This window comes from Actinoplanes sp. G11-F43 (genome assembly GCF_050589265.1).
In the GTDB taxonomy this organism is placed as follows: Bacteria; Actinomycetota; Actinomycetes; order Mycobacteriales; family Micromonosporaceae; genus Actinoplanes.
The window spans coordinates 51,153-67,972 of record NZ_JBNZCE010000021.1 but is presented as its reverse complement, the minus strand read 5'-3'; the positions used below and the strand labels follow the sequence as shown (position 1 = coordinate 67,972).

Annotated in this window: 14 protein-coding genes and 1 pseudogene; 10 read left to right on the top strand and 5 right to left on the bottom strand. The window is 70.4% G+C overall.

All coding sequences use genetic code 11. From position 1 onward, the window contains the following. Positions 1–123: 123 nt before the first annotated feature. Together ACQ0O7_RS25080 and mobA are read right to left on the bottom strand one after the other, a co-directional pair. A complete protein-coding gene (locus ACQ0O7_RS25080; RefSeq protein WP_430784847.1) occupies positions 124–357 on the bottom strand; it encodes a DUF6457 domain-containing protein in 234 nt (77 codons plus the stop codon). Continuing rightward, a complete protein-coding gene (mobA, locus tag ACQ0O7_RS25075) occupies positions 354–935 on the bottom strand; it encodes a molybdenum cofactor guanylyltransferase (RefSeq protein ID WP_430784948.1) in 582 nt (193 codons plus the stop codon). The genes ACQ0O7_RS25080 and mobA overlap by 4 nt, the downstream gene beginning before the upstream one ends. Positions 936–1,082: 147 nt before the next feature. Here mobA and fdhD point away from each other — a divergent pair, with 147 nt between their 5' ends. Together fdhD and ACQ0O7_RS25065 are read left to right on the top strand one after the other, a co-directional pair. Next, complete coding sequence (gene fdhD / locus ACQ0O7_RS25070; protein WP_430784845.1) at positions 1,083–1,910, top strand: formate dehydrogenase accessory sulfurtransferase FdhD; 828 nt, start codon at positions 1,083–1,085, stop codon at positions 1,908–1,910. Between the two features lie 38 nt (positions 1,911–1,948). After that, positions 1,949–3,582, top strand: a pseudogene (locus ACQ0O7_RS25065) (alkaline phosphatase D family protein). A gap of 5 nt (positions 3,583–3,587) precedes the next feature. Here ACQ0O7_RS25065 and ACQ0O7_RS25060 read toward each other — a convergent pair. Both ACQ0O7_RS25060 and ACQ0O7_RS25055 read right to left on the bottom strand, forming a co-directional pair. After that, complete coding sequence (locus ACQ0O7_RS25060) at positions 3,588–4,577, bottom strand: DUF4192 domain-containing protein (RefSeq protein ID WP_430784843.1); 990 nt, start codon at positions 4,575–4,577, stop codon at positions 3,588–3,590. Between the two features lie 136 nt (positions 4,578–4,713). Further along, positions 4,714–5,217, bottom strand: coding sequence for a GNAT family N-acetyltransferase (locus ACQ0O7_RS25055; protein WP_430784841.1), 504 nt, complete (start codon positions 5,215–5,217; stop codon positions 4,714–4,716). A gap of 56 nt (positions 5,218–5,273) precedes the next feature. Here ACQ0O7_RS25055 and ACQ0O7_RS25050 point away from each other — a divergent pair, with 56 nt between their 5' ends. The 6 genes from ACQ0O7_RS25050 to ACQ0O7_RS25025 all read left to right on the top strand — a co-directional run bounded on the left by ACQ0O7_RS25050 (position 5,274) and on the right by ACQ0O7_RS25025 (position 14,189). Next, complete coding sequence (locus tag ACQ0O7_RS25050; RefSeq protein ID WP_430784839.1) at positions 5,274–6,161, top strand: fructosamine kinase family protein; 888 nt, start codon at positions 5,274–5,276, stop codon at positions 6,159–6,161. 35 nt (positions 6,162–6,196) lie between these two features. Beyond that, on the top strand, positions 6,197–7,210 hold the full coding sequence (gene moaA / locus ACQ0O7_RS25045) for a GTP 3',8-cyclase MoaA (protein ID WP_430784837.1): 1,014 nt from the start codon (positions 6,197–6,199) through the stop codon (positions 7,208–7,210). A gap of 5 nt (positions 7,211–7,215) precedes the next feature. Further along, positions 7,216–7,455 (top strand): MoaD/ThiS family protein, encoded by a 240-nt coding sequence (locus ACQ0O7_RS25040; RefSeq protein ID WP_430784835.1) that lies wholly within the window; start codon positions 7,216–7,218, stop codon positions 7,453–7,455. Positions 7,456–8,593: 1,138 nt separating this feature from the next. Then, positions 8,594–9,409 (top strand): DUF6939 family protein, encoded by an 816-nt coding sequence (locus ACQ0O7_RS25035; RefSeq protein WP_430784833.1) that lies wholly within the window; start codon positions 8,594–8,596, stop codon positions 9,407–9,409. 176 nt (positions 9,410–9,585) lie between these two features. Next, positions 9,586–11,001 (top strand): metallophosphoesterase, encoded by a 1,416-nt coding sequence (locus tag ACQ0O7_RS25030; protein ID WP_430784831.1) that lies wholly within the window; start codon positions 9,586–9,588, stop codon positions 10,999–11,001. 65 nt (positions 11,002–11,066) lie between these two features. Further along, positions 11,067–14,189, top strand: coding sequence for a UvrD-helicase domain-containing protein (locus tag ACQ0O7_RS25025; RefSeq protein WP_430784946.1), 3,123 nt, complete (start codon positions 11,067–11,069; stop codon positions 14,187–14,189). On the opposite strand, the gene ACQ0O7_RS25020 is transcribed toward ACQ0O7_RS25025, so the two are convergent. After that, positions 14,176–14,862: a prepilin peptidase gene (locus tag ACQ0O7_RS25020; RefSeq protein ID WP_430784829.1), complete on the bottom strand. Its 687-nt coding sequence runs from the start codon at positions 14,860–14,862 to the stop codon at positions 14,176–14,178. The genes ACQ0O7_RS25025 and ACQ0O7_RS25020 overlap by 14 nt on opposite strands. A gap of 75 nt (positions 14,863–14,937) precedes the next feature. Between ACQ0O7_RS25020 and ACQ0O7_RS25015 the strand changes: the two genes are divergently transcribed. Further along, on the top strand, positions 14,938–15,519 hold the full coding sequence (locus tag ACQ0O7_RS25015) for an LppU/SCO3897 family protein (RefSeq protein WP_430784827.1): 582 nt from the start codon (positions 14,938–14,940) through the stop codon (positions 15,517–15,519). Positions 15,520–15,610: 91 nt separating this feature from the next. Beyond that, on the top strand, positions 15,611–16,816 hold the full coding sequence (locus tag ACQ0O7_RS25010; protein WP_430784825.1) for an AAA family ATPase: 1,206 nt from the start codon (positions 15,611–15,613) through the stop codon (positions 16,814–16,816). Positions 16,817–16,820: the final 4 nt, after the last annotated feature.

Here is a 16,820-nt window from a genome sequence, read left to right as displayed (position 1 = left end):
TGAGGCGCGAGCGCGGTGAGGCGCGAGCACGAGCGGTGAGGCGCGAGCACGAGCGGTGAGGCGCGGTGGCTGGGGTTCTCGGTTGAGGCGGGCTCTCGGTGAGGCGTGTTCTCGGTGAGGCAGCTACTCCGGGTTCTGGTTCAGAGCCAGTGCGCTGATCTTGGCGGCCGCCTCGGACGGGTCGGCGCCGGCGGCCACCGCCAGGCCGAGGAGGTAGGCCGAGACCGGGGCTCCGGGGCGCAGCACGTTGTGGGCCACGTCGCGGGCCACGTCCAGCACCTCCTTCGTCGGCACCTGGGTGTCCTCCAGGCCGAGTTCGGCGGTGACCTTCGCCACCCACTGGTCCAGCTCGTTCATCGCGCCCACTCCTCGGCCGTCCGCAGGTCGTCGTCGGTGTCGCAGTCGAACCAGGGTGGCGGGCCCGGGCGGCGCCACGACACCTCGGCGACCCGGGAGTGGTCGAGCAGGGCCCGGACCGGCGCGCCGTGCAGTCCGCCCCGGGCCTGGGCGACCCGGTGGAGCGCGGCCCGCAGCCCGGCGGTCCGCCACACACCGCAGAGCAGTTGGAGGTGGCCGTCGGTGTCCCGGTAGACCGCGCCCTCCATCGGCGCCGACTCCAGGGTCAGCCGCAGCACGTCGATCGCCTCGCCGGTGAGCAGCGGCAGGTCGGCGGCGAGCAGAGCGGTGTAGGTGACCCGCTCGGGCACCAGCGCGAGCCCCGCCGCGGCGGCCGCGACAGGGCCGCCACCAGCCGGTTCCTCACGTGTCACGTGCACCGGAACCGGGAAGTCGCCGGGTATTCGCCCGACCACCACTCGGGGGTCGGCGTCGTGCACCGCCGCCAGCACCCGGGTGAGCATCGACTGGCCGGCCACCGTCAGGGTCGGCTTGTCGGCACCACCCATTCGCCGTGCCGCACCACCGGCCAAGACCACCGCCGCGAATCCCCCCACGTGAGTACCGTATCCCGAGTGCGTGGCGAGCGTGACCACGCGCTCGGTTCGACGCCTTCGGGGGACCTGTGACCCGGCCGGGTCAGATCGGACCGCGCCGATGCCCGGAGCAGGACGTAAGCTCCGGCCATGGCCCGGAGCACCGGCCGCCGCACGGTGGTCACCGTCGATGTCAGTTCGCCGTCCGGCTCCAGAAGTCGCCAGGATCACCTCGCGGCCGAGGAGCCGCTGGAGATCCGGGTTCGCAAACGGCCACTGGCCGTCACCATGCGCACGCCCGGGCACGACATCGATCTCGCGATGGGGTTCCTGCTCAGCGAGGGCGTGATCGGCAAGGCCACCGACGTGACGACGGCACAGCTCTGCGCCGGGACGGACACCCCGAACACGTACAACGTGGTGGATGTGGTCCTTGATCCGGCCGTGCCGCCACCGGTCACCGACCCGAGTCGCAACTTCTACACCACCAGCTCGTGCGGGGTGTGCGGCAAGGCCAGTATCGACGCGGTGCGGACCCGGTCGCGGTTCGAGGTGGCCGGCGATCGGGTGACGGTGCCGGCCGGGGTCCTCGCCGGGCTTCCGGACAAGCTGCGGGCCGCGCAGCGGACCTTCGACCGCACCGGTGGCCTGCACGCCGCCGGTCTCTTCACCGCGGACGGCGATCTGGTGGTGCTGCGCGAGGACGTGGGCCGGCACAACGCGGTCGACAAGGTGCTCGGGTGGGCGGTGCGTGAGGGCCGGTTGCCGCTGGCCGGGCATGTGCTGCTGGTGTCCGGGCGGGCCAGTTTCGAGCTGGTGCAGAAGGCGTGGATGGCCGGGGTGCCACTGCTGGCGGCGGTCTCGGCACCGAGCACCCTGGCGGTGGAGATGGCCGAGGAATCCGGCATGACACTTGTCGGATTCCTGCGCGAACCCAGGATGAACATCTATTCCGGTGCGGAACGCGTCACCGTCTGACCAGCTGCCGTTCACCACGGTGCTCAACCCTTCGATGTATGTCGATATCTCGTCGTACCCTGCTGACCTCGGCGGCCGGAGCCGCCACCGTGATCCCGCTGACCGGCGCGATCACGCCGGCCCGGGGACCGTTACGAGCCGATCCGTTCACCCTGGGGGTCGCCTCGGGTGACCCGGATCCGAACGGTTTCGTGCTGTGGACCCGGCTCGCGCCCAGCCCGTTGGCCGAGGACGGGCTGGGCGGTATGCCGTACCGGAACGTGCCGGTCACCTGGGAGATCGCCGCGGACGAACGGTTCCGCCGGGTGATCCGCCGTGGGGTGGCCACCGCCCGCCCGGACCGGGCCCACGCCGTGCACGTCGAGCTGGACGGGCTCTCGCCGGGGCGGGAGTTCTTCTACCGGTTCCGTGCCGAGCGCTGGGCCTCCCCGGTCGGCCGGACCCGGACCGCACCGGCCCGGTCGGCACATCCCGGAGCGCTGGCGATGGCCTTCGTGTCCTGCTCCCAGTACGAGCACGGGTACTTCACCGCGTACCGCCGGCTGGCCGAGGACGAGCCGGAACTGATCCTGCATCTCGGCGACTACCAGTACGAATACGCTCCAGGCGTCTACACCGTCCCGGGCGGCAACCCGCGGGACCACGAGGGGCCGGAGACGGTGACCCTCGCGAACTATCGCCAGCGGCACGCCCAGTACAAGACCGACCCGGACCTGCAGGCCGCGCACGCGGTCGCTCCATGGGCGGTGGTCTGGGACGACCACGAGACCGACAACAACTGGGCCGACGAGGTGCCGGAGCAACCCGAGCCGGACTTCCTGGCCCGCCGGACCGCGGCGTTCCGGGCGTACTGGGAGAACATGCCGTTGCGCCGCTCGTCGATCCCGAACGGCATCGACATGCTGCTCTACCGCCGCCTGCACTGGGGCCGGCTCGCCACCTTCCACATGCTCGACACCCGCCAGTACCGCGATGACCAGGCCTGCGGCGACGGGTACAAGGACTGCCCGGAGGCCTTCGACCCGGCCCGCAGCATCACCGGCGCCGAGCAGGAGGCCTGGCTGCTCGACGGGTTCCGCCGGTCCACGGCCCGCTGGGATCTGCTGGGCCAGCAGGTCTTCTTCGGGCAGCGGGACAACAACTCCGGCCCGCAGAAGGTGCTCAGCATGGACTCGTGGGACGGTTACCAGGCATCGCGGGACCGGATCACCCGTGGCTGGGTGGACGCCGGCGTCCGCAACCCGGTGGTGCTCACCGGTGACGTGCACGCCCACTGGGCCGACGAACTCAAACTGGACTGGAACGATCCGACCTCGCGGACCGTCGGCACCGAGCTGGTCTGCTCGTCGATCACCTCGGGCGGCAACGGCGCCGACGTGCCGAGCGGCAACCACACCTGGGCCGCCTGGAACCCACACCTGCGCTTTACAACAACCAACGCGGTTACGTCCGGACCAGAATCACCGGTGACGCGCTGACCGCCGACTTCGTGGTCCTGCCCTACGTCAACGAGCCGGGCGCGGCGGCGCACACCCGCGCCACCTTCGTGATCGAGGACCGGGTGCCCGGCCTGCAGAAGATCGCGGACACCCCGACCCCGGCGCCCGGCGCGCGCACCGGCCTCACCGACCTGGGCCCGGAGACCGTCCGGCAGGAGACCGAACGGCCCTGACCCGCTCATCGTGAGCCGCCCCGCAGCACGGCGGGCCCGAAACCGAACCCGAGCACCCTGTTCAAGGTGACGGCGAGGTCGTGGCCGGGGTCCACGGCCAGGGCGCGGTCCGCCGCGACCCGTGCCAGGGCACCCCGGCCCAGCCGCCACGCGCTGAACCCGAGCAGGCAGGCCGGCGCCGGGACGTAGACCGGCTCGACCCGGCGCACCACGTCGGTCCAGAGCCGGACGCGCCACTCCGTCCCGTCGAGGCGGTCGAGGGCGTAGTCCTCGACCGCCCGGTCGGTCAACATCACCCCGAGCCAGGCCACCTCGTCGTCGCCGAGCGCGGCGCCGGACCGGTAGCGTCTCTCCACCTCGCGGATGGCCGCCCGGCCGGCCTGGCGGATCCGTTTGCCGACGGTCCGGCCCTCGGTCTCCCGCACCAGCTCGCCGAAGCGGCGCCGGGCCCGCTCGGTGGCCGCGACCATCGCCGCCCGGGCCGGGCCGTCGACCGCCGCCACCTGGGCCACCATGGCCGCGCGATCGGGCAGGGCGACCTGGCCGAGATAGGTGGCCTCGGCGGCGATCACGCTGTCCGCCGGCAGGCAGGGCTGGCCGTCGGGCGAGCAGCAGCCCGGGTCGGTGCACAGATAGGACCACCATCGCCCGCCGTCGACACGTAACACCTCGTCGACCCGGATGTCGGCGCCGTGCAGCGCCTCCACGAGACAGAGCACTACCGGGGTGACGCGCTGAGCCGCCCCGTACCCAATGATCATCAGGCCGCCGGGATGCTGGCGGCGGACGGTCTCGGCGGTCTCCCGGACGCCGCGGCGGATCTCCCTCTCGTCGCCGCCCGGCGGCGGCAGGTCGAAACAGGCGCCGAAATCCAGATCGCGCCCGCGCATGCCGACCAGGGCGACGCTGTCCCGCGGGTGGTAGCCCATCAGGAAAGGCAGGGCCGCGATGAGCTCGGCGGGATTGCGGACGACGAGTGCGGGGTCGGATCTCATGCCGGCCAGCGTGGCGGGTTCCCGGCCCCGGCCGCGTGCCGAATACCCGGGCCTGTGGACGACACGCGTTCATCCACAATCTGCCCGCGGAAAAGCCCAGCTAGCCGCGTTTCGCTGACCGCGCGGTAAGTGGACGTCAGGAGCGGAAGGGCAACTCGTGGAGTTGCAGACCCTCCTGGTGCCGGGCGTGGGTGTGCCGTTCCAGATCCATGGTCAGCTCGATCGACGAGACGACGTCGTAGCCGGCCGCGTGCAGGCTGCGGATCGCCTCCACGTTGCGTGACTCCGGGGAGATCGTCAGTGCCGTCATGTTGCGGCGTTTCGCCTCGTCTGCGACGTGCTTCAGAAGCTTCCGGCCGACGCCCTTGTGCCGGTGCGAGATGGTCACCACGACCGGGTCGACCTCGCCGGCCCGATCCCGCATGATCAGCCCGACCATCCCGATCACCCCGTCGTCGGCGTGGTCGGCCACCCAGAGCCCGGACAGATCGAGCCGGGTGAGGTACTCCTCGAAACCGGCCCCGCCGTCGTCCCGATGCTCGCCGTACATCTCGTTGTGCTGCCGGTTGAGCTCCGCCCAGAGGCGGCGGCCCGCGGAGTGATCACTCGGCCGGTACGAGCGCACAACGACAGGGGTCATGTCGCCATCTTGCCTCGGGATGGAGACGTACGTCACCGGAAGCGCAAGATAACCGGGTGGACCTGGCGTACCTGCGCGCGCACCCCCAGCACCTACCGACATTTCTCACCCACCAGCGGATCCGGGAGACTCCGGTCGGCGGAGGCGGGGTCTGTACGGCCAGCCGGCTGACGCTGGACGACGGAGCGTCGCTGTTCGCGAAGACCTGGCCGTCCGGGACAGCACCGTCCGGGATGTTCGAGGCCGAGGCCGGCGGACTGGCGTGGATTCGAGCGGCTGACGGCGTACCCACGCCGGAGGTTTTTGTGGTTCTGCCCGATCTGCTGGCGATGGAATGGATCGAATCGGGCGAACCGACACGCCGGTCCGCGGAGCGCTTCGGCCGGGAACTCGCTGAGACGCATCGGGCCGGCGCCGAGCGCTTCGGGGCGGACCGGCCCGGATACATCGGCCCGCTGCCGCTCGACAACACGCCTGGTCAGACGTGGGGTTCCTGGTTCGCGGACCGGCGGCTGTCCCCCTACCTCAAGATCTCCGCCGATCGCGGTGCGTTGTCCGATTCCGACATCGCGGTGGTCGAGGAGATCATCGACAACATTGAGCGGTACGGCGGGGACGAACCGCCCGCACGAATCCACGGTGACCTGTGGCCGGGCAACCTGGTGTGGGCGGTCGGCGATCGGGTGTGGCTGGTGGATCCGGCGGCACACGGCGGTCACCGGGAGACCGATCTGGCCACTCTCGCGATGTTCGGAGGCGTACCCAATCTGGATCTGGTCCTCGCCTCTTATCAGGAGACGTGGCCTCTCGCCGACGGCTGGCGCGATCGGGTGCCACTGCATCAGCTGCATCTGTGGCTGGTGCACACGGCCGCATTCGGTGGTGGATATCGATCCGGGGTACGGGCGGCGGCCGACGAGTTATCCACAGGGCGAAGTGCCTAACGGCGGTTGTGATCGGGAACGGCTAGATTCGATGGGTGCCCAACGTCCCGCTGCTCGACCGGTTCGGTCGTGTCGCCACTGATCTCCGTGTGTCGCTCACGGATCGATGCAACCTGCGCTGCACGTATTGCATGCCGGCCGAGGGCCTGGCCTGGATGCCACAGCCGCAGCAGCTCACCGACGACGAGGTGAAACGGCTGGTCCGGATCGCGGTGGAGCGGCTCGGGGTGACCGAGGTGCGGTTCACCGGCGGCGAGCCGTTGATCCGGCGTGGTCTGGTCGGCATCGTGGCGGACGCGGCCGGGCTCTCGCCAAGGCCCAAGCTGTCGGTGACCACCAACGGGATCGGGCTGGACCGCACGGCGGTGGCGTTGCGCGACGCCGGGCTGGATCGGGTGAACGTCTCACTCGACACCCTCGACCCGGAGCGGTTCCACCGGCTCACGCTGCGCGATCGGCACGCCGACGTGCTGGCCGGGCTGCGCGCCGCGGCGGAGGCCGGGCTCACGCCGGTGAAGATCAATACGGTGCTGATGCGCGGGGTGAACGACGACGAGGCCGCGGCGCTGTTGCAGTTCGCGCTGGATCACGGCTATCAGCTGCGTTTCATCGAGCAGATGCCACTCGACGCCCAGCATCAGTGGGATCGGCACGAGATGGTGACGGCCGAGGAGATCCTGGCCGCGCTCGCGCCTTTCGATCTCCAGCCCGACGATGTTTCACGTGGAACAGCGCCGGCCGAGACCTGGCTGATCCCCGATCGCGTCGACGCGGCGGGCGAGCCGGCCCGGGTGGGCGTCATCGCCAGCGTGACCAGGCCGTTCTGTGGAGACTGCGACCGGACCCGGCTGACCGCCGACGGCCAGGTGCGTAACTGCCTATTCGCAACATCGGAGAGCGATCTGCGGGGGCTGCTCCGTTCGGGTGCCACTGACGAGGCCCTGGCCGAGGCCTGGCGGACCGCCATGTGGGGCAAGCGGGCCGGACACGGCATCGACGACCCGAAGTTCCTTCAGCCGGCTCGTCCCATGTCCGCGATCGGAGGGTGAACGGGATGCTCACGGTTCGCTATTTCGCTGGGGCTCGCGCGGCCGCCGGCACGTCCAGCGAGACGGTCTCGGCCGCCACCCTCGACGACCTGATCCAGCTGTTGACCGATCGGCATGGGGAGCGGTTGGCGCTGGTGCTGAAGGCGGCCAGCTTCCTGGTGGACGGTCTCGCCAGCCACGACCGGATGGCGCCGTTGCCCAGCGGGGTGACGGTGGATGTGTTGCCGCCCTTCGCCGGAGGCTGATCGGCGGGTCGCCCCGGCCCGGGTCCATGTCGGCGGCTCGCACCAGCCCGGGTCCACATCCGCAGGCCAGCCCGTCCCGGGTCCACATCCGCGACCCAGCCTGGCCCGGCGCCACATGCACGACCCAGCCCGGCCCGGCGCCACATGCACGACCCAGCCCGGCCCGAGTCCACATCCGCAGGCCAGGCCGGTGCGGATCGACGTCCGCTGTTCAACGGCCGCGGGTCAGCCTCGCCCGGCTCGTCTCGTCGGTGCGGTCGCGGGAATCCGTCCGGGCGGCAGGCATCGTGACGCAGGTCGGGCCCATGCCACCCGGGCTGTCGTCCTCCGGTGGCGGATGCGGCCTTATGGACGTGGACGACCGAGCCCGATGGCAGGCGCGGCGTCTCACAATAAGAGAATCTGGCCATCAGTCGCGGACGCGGCCTTACGAGAGAGAGCGACCGGCCTCTGGTCACGGGCTCGGCCCCCGCGAGCGAGAGCGACCGGCCTCTGGCCGCGGGCACGGCCCCGCGAGCGAGAGCGACTGGATTCTGGTCGCGGGGAGCCGTCTCGAGAATGGGAACCAGCGGCAGGCGAGCCTTCTCCTCGGCGGCGGGGCTCCTCTCACCCCCAACTCCCGCGCGAGTGTTCACTTCCCGGCAAATCATGGTCGATTTTCTACCGTTTTGAGTCTTCGTCTTGGCTACTCGCCCGGTCGCGGCCAATTCCCCGCGCGGGTGTCCACTTCCGGCCCCGACCTTGGCCGATCTTGGTGGATTTACCACCGTTTCAGGTGGTAAATCCACCAAGATCTCGGCTGAACGGGGCGCCCGTGCGAGGGATTGACCGCAAGCGATCAGGCGGACCGGGAACAAGACTTTTTGGGTGGTGTATCCACCACGATTGCGGCTGATTGGTCGCCTCGGCGAGGGGCTTGACCGGACCACGGCACATAACGTCTGAGCGGGCGGAGCGCGGCGGCCGACCTGCTTCGTGAGTGTTGGTCTGATTCGTGTGTGTCGGAGGGCTTCGTGAGTGTCGGGGTGTTGTGGCGTCGCTGACATTGGCGGACTCGGTGTCCGTCAGGCGGGGATCGGGACCGATTCTTGTCGTACCCCTCGGGCAGCATGACTGGCGAGACCCGAGGGAGGTTGAGATGTCGGTGCATGTCGCGAGTCGGCGGCGTAAGCCTGAGTCGGTTCGGGCCGCGTTCCCGGGTGCCACCGTCGTCGACGTGACCTCGCGGGCCGCCGAGCCATGGGTGCGGCTCAGCCCGTTCTATCCACACGGCGGGATTCCGGTGCCGCTCACACCCGGGGCCGTCGCCGCCTCGGTGGAGGGCATCTGGCAGGCGCTAAAGGTCTTCGAGCAGTCCGACATCGACCCCGGCAAACTGTCGGTCGTGTCGATGACCGGACTGAAACGGACGGTTCGCCGGCATGGTCCGGTCCTGGGACATCGGGCCGGGCTGCACGGTACGACGCTGCTGGACTATCCGACGGCTCGTCGGCAGATCTACCTTCCGGCCTATCGCTGGGTGCTGGAGCATCGGGTGCCCGATCTGGTGGAACGGCTCCGGGGCATGACCGAGGGTGGTGTCGTCCTGCTCGACTACACCACCAACGGCGACCCGGCCGACACGTCGAGTCCGTTGTCCCACGCTGCTCTGCTGGCCCGCTACCTGACCGATCGCTGGCCCGGCCCGACTGATCCACGCGCGGCCCGGACAGGGTCCGCGGTCAGCCCAGACCGATCCATGCCCGGCCCGGCCCGGACTGCTCCATTGTCAGCCCAGGCTGACCCACCAGCCCAGACTGATCCACGGCCCGCCCGGAACGGTCCCCAGCTGACCCAGACCGATATGCAGCCGACCCAGACCGATCCGCAGCGGGCCCAGACCGATATGCACCGGCCCGGAACGATCCACAGCCGGCCCGGATCGACCCCTGGCCGGCCAGGGATGGCGACGTGACCGGCGGCAAACCGTGAATCCGCTGGGATGTGTGCCGATCACACCGATGTTGTGGGCGGGCTGAGAAGGGTGGTCGCTCGGCGTTCCAGGGGCTTCGGACAGTCGGGGACACTGGGTCGGGCAAGCTGAGGTGGGGGCACGGTCACGAAGTGGCCGGCTTGGGGAGGATTGGGTAGTTGTTGTTCATCACGATGGTTCTGCTCGTCGTCGGCCTGATCCACTTCTATCTGTGGAAACGGCTCGTGCACGACCCGCTGCGGCCGGGGCCGGCCCGCCGGATCGGGACTGTGGTGGCCGTGGTGCTCTTCGCGCTGGTGCCGTTGACGCTGGTCGGGGTGCGGGCCGGATATTTCAAGTGGCTGTCCTGGCCGGGCTACATGTGGATCGCCGTGATGTTCTATCTGCTGGTGTCGCTGGCGGTGCTGGAGATTCCACGGCTGGTGGCGACCCGTCTGTGGGTGCGCTCCGGACGTACCGCAAGTGTGGTGAAGGACGGTGCGGCAACGCCGGACCGGATCGCGACCGCGAACGGCACCCCCGGCGCAACCGTCGCTAGCTCAGGCGGCGCTGCGGAGACCGCGACCACTGCGGGCGGCGCTCCGGAGACCATGCCCACCGCAGGCGGCGCTCCGGAGACCGTGGCCACCGCAGGCGGCGCTCCGGAGACCGTGGCCACCGCAGGCGGCGATTCAGGGACCAAAGCCACCGCCGAGAGCGGCACGGCGGGGACCGTGGTGTCGGACGGCGCGGTGCCGGGGGATACGAAGCAGGGGGTTGAGCGGCGGCTGCTGCTGGCCCGTGGGGCGGCGATCTTCGCGGGGCTGACGGCTGCGGGGGTGACCGGCTATGGCGTGAAGACGGCTACCGGGCTACCGCAGATCGACCGGTTCCAGATGCCGATGGTCAAGTTGCCGCGGGCCATGGACGGGACTCGGCTGGCGGTCGTCTCGGACATTCACATCGGTCCGTTGACCGGGGTGGATCACGCACAGCGGATCGTTCAGGTGATCAACTCGGTGAACGCGGACGTGGTCTGCGTGGTCGGGGATCTGGTGGACGGGAGTGTCGCGGAGCTGGGGCGGTTCGCCGCTCCTCTGGGTGACATCCAGTCGCGGCACGGGGCGTTCTTCGTCACCGGCAACCACGAGTACTACTCGGGTGCCGAGGAGTGGATCGCCGAGGTGGACCGGCTGGGTGTCCGGCCGCTGCGCAACGAGCGGGTCGCGATCAACGGGCTGGACCTGGCCGGGGTGAACGACATCAGCGGTGCTCAGCAGGGTGACGCCGCCGACTACGCCCGCGCGCTGGGTGACCGGGACACCGCCCGCCCGGTGGTGCTGATGGCGCATCAGCCGGTGGCCGCGCGGGATGCCGCGCCCTATGGGGTGGACCTCCAGGTCTCCGGGCACACGCATGGTGGTCAGATGGCGCCGTTCAACATGCTCGTGAAATTGCAGCAGCCGGTAGTCTCCGGCTTCGGGGAGGTGGACGGCGTGCCGGTGTATGTGACCAACGGCGCGGGTTTCTGGGGTCCACCGGTGCGGGTAGGAGCGCCCCCACAGGTCACGGTCATCGAATTGCGTGTGGCGTAACCCATCAAGATCGGTAAGTGTGTTTGAGCGTGGCGAAGCATGGCGAGACCGACGGCCGTGACAGGATGCGGGATGTGGAGGTCAGCACGGATACATATGTCGCGGACCTGCACATTCATTCTCGCTTCTCGCGAGCGTGCAGCCGCGACCTGACACTGCCCAACCTGGCGTGGTGGGCCCGGCGCAAGGGCATCGCCCTGCTCGGCACCGGCGACTTCACCCACCCGGCCTGGTTCGAGCACTTGAAGGAGAGCCTGGAGCCGGCCGAGCCCGGCCTGTTCCGGCTGGCCGACGAGAAACCGGTGACGAAACGGCTGCCGGGGTCGCTGCGCGGGACCACGCCGGCGCGGTTCATGCTGAGCGTGGAGATCTCCACGATCTACAAGCGGGACGACAAGACCCGCAAGGTCCACCACCTGTTGTACGCCCCGGACTTCGCGACCGTTGAGAAGATCAACACCGCGCTGGGCCGGATCGGCAACCTGACCGCGGACGGCCGCCCGATCCTGGGCCTGGATTCGCGGAACCTCCTGGAGATCACCCTGGAGGCGGGCGGCTACCTGATCCCGGCGCACATCTGGACGCCGTGGTTCTCCGCGCTCGGCTCGAAGTCGGGTTTCGACGCGATCGCCGACTGCTACGCCGACCTGGCCGAGCACGTGACGGCGGTGGAGACCGGGCTGTCCTCCGACCCGGAGATGAACTGGCGGGTCTCCAGCCTGGACCGCTACCGCCTGGTCTCGAACTCGGACGCGCATTCCCCGGCCGCGCTGGCCCGCGAGGCGACCCTCTTCACCGGCACCCCGGACTACTTCGCGGTGAAGGACGGTGTCGGCCTGGCCGGCACGCTGGAGTTCTTCCCGGAGGAGGGCAAGTATCACGCCGACGGCCACCGGGCCTGCGGGGTGAACTGGGAGCCGGCGAAGACCCGTGCGGCGAACGGCCGCTGCCCGGAGTGTGGCCGCGGCCTGACCGTGGGCGTGCTGAGCCGGGTGGAGGACCTGGCCGACCGGCCGCTCGGCTTCCACAAGGACGATCACGTCGAGCACCTGATCCAGCTGCACGAGATCCTCGGCGAGATCAACGGTGTCGGCCCGAAGTCGAAGACGGTGGAGTCGCAGCTCAACCACCTGGTCGCCACGCTCGGCGCGGAGCTGGACATCCTGCGGAAGGTGCCGGTCGACGAGATCGGCAAGGCCGGCGGGGACGAGCTGCGCGAGGCGATCACCCGGTTGCGGCGCGGTGACGTGCGGCGGGTGCCGGGATACGACGGCGAGTACGGCGTGATCACCCTGTTCGACTCCGGGGAGCTGCGTAATCGCAGTAGTGCCCCGCAGGTGGAGACGCTCTTCGACTTCCCGGCGGTGCAGCCGAAACCGAAGCCGGAGCCGGTGCGGGAGAAGCCGAAGGCCAAGCCGGCGAAGGGGAAGCCGGCCCCGCCGCCGCTGGCTCCGCCGCCGAGCCCGCACGAGCCGTTCGAGCCGATGCTGGCCGGCATGGAGGAGGTCGGCACCGGCCTGCTGGACCGGCTGGACGCGATGCAGCGGGTGGCCGCGTCGGCGCCGGGCGGACCGCTGTTGATCGTCGCCGGGCCGGGTACGGGCAAGACCCGCACGCTGACGCACCGGATGGCGTACCTCTGTGCCGAGTTGGGGGTCTTCCCGGAGCGCTGTCTGGCGATCACGTTCACCCGGCGGGCGGCCGCCGAGTTGAAGGAGCGTCTGGAGGCGCTGCTCGGCGATGTGGCCGAGGACATCACCGTGGGCACCTTCCACTCGCTGGGCCTGATCGTGTTGAAGGAGAACGCGAAGGCGGCCGGGCTCGGCACGGGCTGGCGGATCGCCGACGATCAGGAGCAGACACTGGCGCGGGAGCAGGCGGGCGAGGACGACGCCGCGTACCGCAAGTTGTTGCGCCAGCAGGATCTGGTGGACCTGGACGATCTGATCAGTGTGCCGGTGGAGTTGCTGCGCAACGATCCGGCGCTGGTCGAGAAGTACCGCCGCCGCTGGCAGTGGATCTTCGTGGACGAGTACCAGGACGTCGACGAGCTGCAGTACGAGTTGTTGCGCCTGCTCAGCCCGCCGGACGGCAACCTGTGCGCGATCGGTGACCCGGACCAGGCGATCTACTCGTTCCGTGGTGCCGACGTGCGGTACTTCCTGCGGTTCAACGCCGACTTCGTGGACGCCCGCCTGGTCCGGCTGACCCGCAACTACCGGTCGTCGGCTCCGATCCTGGCCGCGGCGGTTCAGGCGATCGCCCCGTCGTCGCTGGTCAGTGGCCGGCGGCTGGATCCGGCCCGGCTGGACCCGGAGGCGGCTCTGGTGGGCCGGTACCCGGCTCGGAGCGTGGCCGACGAGGCTGACTTCGTGGTCCGTACCATCGATGAGCTTGTCGGTGGTCTCTCCCACCGCTCGCTGGACTCGGGCCGGGTCGACTCCCGGACCGCAGCCGTCGGCAACCTGTCGTTCTCGGACATCGCGGTGCTGTATCGCACCGATGCCCAGTCCGGCCCGGTGGTGGACGCGCTGTCCCGGGCGGGTGTGCCGGTGCAGAAGCGCTCGCACAACCGGCTGCGGGACCGGCCCGGGGTCGCGGAGATCGCCCGGGAGTTGCGGCACGCCGGTGGTGCGACCGGTTCGCTGGCGGCCCGGGTGAAGGCGGCCGGGCAGGCGCTGGCGCAGCGGTGTGCGGCGCCCACGCTGGACGGTGACCAGCTCGCCCCGGAGGACGTGTGGACCGCCGTGGAGCTGCTGAGACCGCTGGCCGAGCGGGTCGGCGACGATCTGCAGTCGTTCCTGCAGCAGTTGGCGACCGGGGCCGAGGTGGACGCGCTGGACCCGCGGGCGGAGGCGGTCAACCTGTTGACCCTGCACGCCGCGAAGGGCCTGGAGTTCCCGGTGGTGTTCCTGGTCGGCTGTGAGGACGGGCTGCTGCCGTTGCGCTGGCCGGGTTCGGCGCCGTCGGAGGACGACGTCGCCGAGGAGCGCCGGTTGTTCTTCGTCGGGCTGACCCGGGCGCAGGATCGGCTCTACGTGAGTCACGCGGCGAAGCGGTTCCGGCACGGCAGCGAGCGGGAGCAGTCCCCGACCCCGTTCCTCGACGTGATCGATTCCGGACTGTTCGAGAGGCTGGGCGAGGCTGCCCCGGCTCGGCCGAAGGACCGGCAGCTCAGGCTGCTGTGAGCAGGCCGGCGCAACTGCCGAGGAGGAGTGCCGGCCCGAACGGGACCGGCCTCGTCCGGCGGGTCACCAGCAACCAGGTGGCGATCGCGCCGTTGAGCAGATGGGCGGTGCCGAAACCGACGGCCACCGCCGGCCAGCCCGCGAATCCGAGCAGGAACGCCAGTGTCGCGCCCAGTTTCACGTCGCCGAGGCCGAGTCCTCGCCCGGGTAGCAGGGCGATCGCCAGATAGGCGGCGCCGATCAGCAGCCCGGCGGCCAGTGCCGGCCCGATCCGGTCCGGCCGGAGCAGGGCGAGGGGGAGGCCGGCGACCACGGCGAGCATGCCGACGAGGCGGTCGGGCAGACGCAGACAGCCCAGGTCGATCATCGCCAGGAGGACGCCGGGGACCGCCGCGAGCAGGTGCACGGGCAGCTGCGGGACCGGTCCGAGCAGGACCGCCAAGACTCCGCCGAGGAGTGCGGACACGATGACCGGCCGGTGGCCGTGACCGCAGCAGGCCGGCCCGGCGTGGATCCAGCCGCCGGTGCCGGATGGGAACTGGCGGTCGCAGCGATGGCACGACGAGCGGGCCGGCCGTCCGAAGGGGACGGTCAGCCGGTAGGCGATCCGGGGCAGGAACGCGCCGGCCGCGGCACCGAAGAGCATCGACAAGATCACCAGGTGTGACGACACGAACGTGAAAGGTAGCCGATCGCCCGCCGCACGCTACGGTGGCAGGCGGCGTAGACCGTTTCGGAAGGGACTCCGATGTCGCAGGACGGGCCGTACCCTGCCCAGCAGCCGTACTCGGAGGCCTCCGACCCCTGGGGCGGACAGGATCCCTCGTGGATCCCGCATCAGCAGCAGTACGCGGCCTCCCCCCACCCGCCACCGGCCCCGTTGCGGGAGAACCGGCAGCGGCCCCGGCGCGGGTTTGCGATGGGCGCCACGGTCGCGGTGCTGAGTGTGCTGATCGGTGGCGGCCTGGCGACGGCGGCCTGGTTCACGCTGGGCGGTGGGAGTGAGGAGCCGGAGAAGCCGGCCACCATCGCGGCGACGGCTCCGGCGGTGTCCGTCCCGCGGGCGCCGTCCAGTGAGGACGCCCGGTTCGCGGCGAAGGGCCAGTGCGTCCGCAACGAGGGTACGAACACCGAGCCCGAGCTGCGGATCGTCGAGTGCACGGCGAACACGTACGAGATCCTGAAGCGCATCGACGGCCGCACCACCGGGGAGAAGGACGCGGTGGGTAAATGCGCCAAGGTGGCGAACTATACGAAGTGGTACTACTACGACACCGAGTACGACGACGTCGATTTTGTCCTCTGCCTGCGCGAGTATGAACCCCTCTAGCCCACTCTCGCAAAAAAGCTAGACAGCGCAAGATGGGGTTATCGAGTGAACTCTAGCGCTGACGCTAGAGAGCCCGATACGGTGCTACGTCATGGATCCGGTGCGCAACCCGTACGCCCCCGGCGCCGGTCAGCGCCCACCCGAGCTGGCCGGGCGCAACCGTGAGCTGGACGCCTTCGACATCGTGCTGGAGCGGGTGGCCCGCGGCCGCCCGGAGCGCAGCCTGGTCCTCACCGGCCTGCGCGGCGTCGGCAAGACGGTGCTGCTCAACACCCTGCGTTCGGCGGCGATCGGGCGGCTCTGGGGCACCGGCAAGATCGAGGCCCGGCCGGATCAGTCGCTGCGCCGCCCGGTCTCCGGCGCGCTGCACATGGCGATCCGCGAGCTGGCCCCGCACCATCGCGACCCGGACCGGGTGGACGAGGTGCTCGGTGTGCTGAAGGCGTTCGCGCTGCGGGCCAACGACGAGAACGCCAAGCTGCGGGACCGGTGGACGCCGGGCATCGACGTGCCACCGGCCCGGGGCCGGGCCGACTCCGGTGACATCGAGATCGACCTGGTCGAGCTGTTCACCGACGCCGCCTCGCTGGCCACCGACGTGGGCACCGGGATCGCCCTGTTCATCGACGAGATGCAGGACCTGAGCGCCACCGACGTGTCCGCGCTGTGCGCCGCCTGCCACGAGTTGTCGCAGCTCGGGGCGCCGCTGATCGTGGTCGGCGCCGGGCTGCCGCACCTGCCGGCGGTGCTGTCGGCGGCCAAGTCCTACTCCGAGCGCCTTTTCCGGTACGCCCGGATCGACCGCCTGGACCGGGACGCCGCCGACCTCGCCCTCGGGGTGCCGGCCGAGCGCGAGGGGGTGGACTACGACCAGGAGGCGCTGGATCTGCTGTACGAGAAGTCCGGTGGATACCCCTATTTCGTGCAGGCGTACGGGAAGGCCACCTGGGATCACGCGCCCCAGTCGCCGGTCACCGCCGACGACGTCCGGGTGGCCGCGCCGGAGGCCGAGGGCGAGCTGGCGGTCGGGTTCTTCGGTTCCCGGTTCGAGCGGGCCACCCCGGCCGAGCGGGAGTACATGCGGGCCATGGCGGCGCTCTCCGACGATCCCGGCAACGACATGGACGCCGCGGTGCCGACCTCGGACATCGCGACCTCCCTGGGCCGTAAGCCGGCCAGTCTGTCCCCGGCCCGGGACGCGCTGATCAAAAAGGGACTCATCTACTCGGGCGAGCGCGGCACCGTGGCGTTCACCGTCCCGCACTTCGGCCGGTACCTCCGCACCCAGCCGGTATGAGTCC

What these genes read in the sequence shown, in the direction of transcription:
- fdhD (WP_430784845.1), top strand. Translation starts at nt 1,083, where the DNA reads ATGGCCCGGAGCACCGGCCGCCGCACGGTGGTCACCGTCGATGTCAGT.
- ACQ0O7_RS25080 (WP_430784847.1), bottom strand. Translation starts at nt 357, where the DNA reads ATGAACGAGCTGGACCAGTGGGTGGCGAAGGTCACCGCCGAACTCGGC.
- ACQ0O7_RS25010 (WP_430784825.1), top strand. Translation starts at nt 15,611, where the DNA reads ATGGATCCGGTGCGCAACCCGTACGCCCCCGGCGCCGGTCAGCGCCCA.
- ACQ0O7_RS25055 (WP_430784841.1), bottom strand. Translation starts at nt 5,217, where the DNA reads ATGACCCCTGTCGTTGTGCGCTCGTACCGGCCGAGTGATCACTCCGCG.
- ACQ0O7_RS25060 (WP_430784843.1), bottom strand. Translation starts at nt 4,577, where the DNA reads ATGAGATCCGACCCCGCACTCGTCGTCCGCAATCCCGCCGAGCTCATC.
- ACQ0O7_RS25035 (WP_430784833.1), top strand. Translation starts at nt 8,594, where the DNA reads ATGTCGGTGCATGTCGCGAGTCGGCGGCGTAAGCCTGAGTCGGTTCGG.
- ACQ0O7_RS25040 (WP_430784835.1), top strand. Translation starts at nt 7,216, where the DNA reads ATGCTCACGGTTCGCTATTTCGCTGGGGCTCGCGCGGCCGCCGGCACG.
- ACQ0O7_RS25015 (WP_430784827.1), top strand. Translation starts at nt 14,938, where the DNA reads ATGTCGCAGGACGGGCCGTACCCTGCCCAGCAGCCGTACTCGGAGGCC.
- ACQ0O7_RS25025 (WP_430784946.1), top strand. Translation starts at nt 11,067, where the DNA reads ATGCGGGATGTGGAGGTCAGCACGGATACATATGTCGCGGACCTGCAC.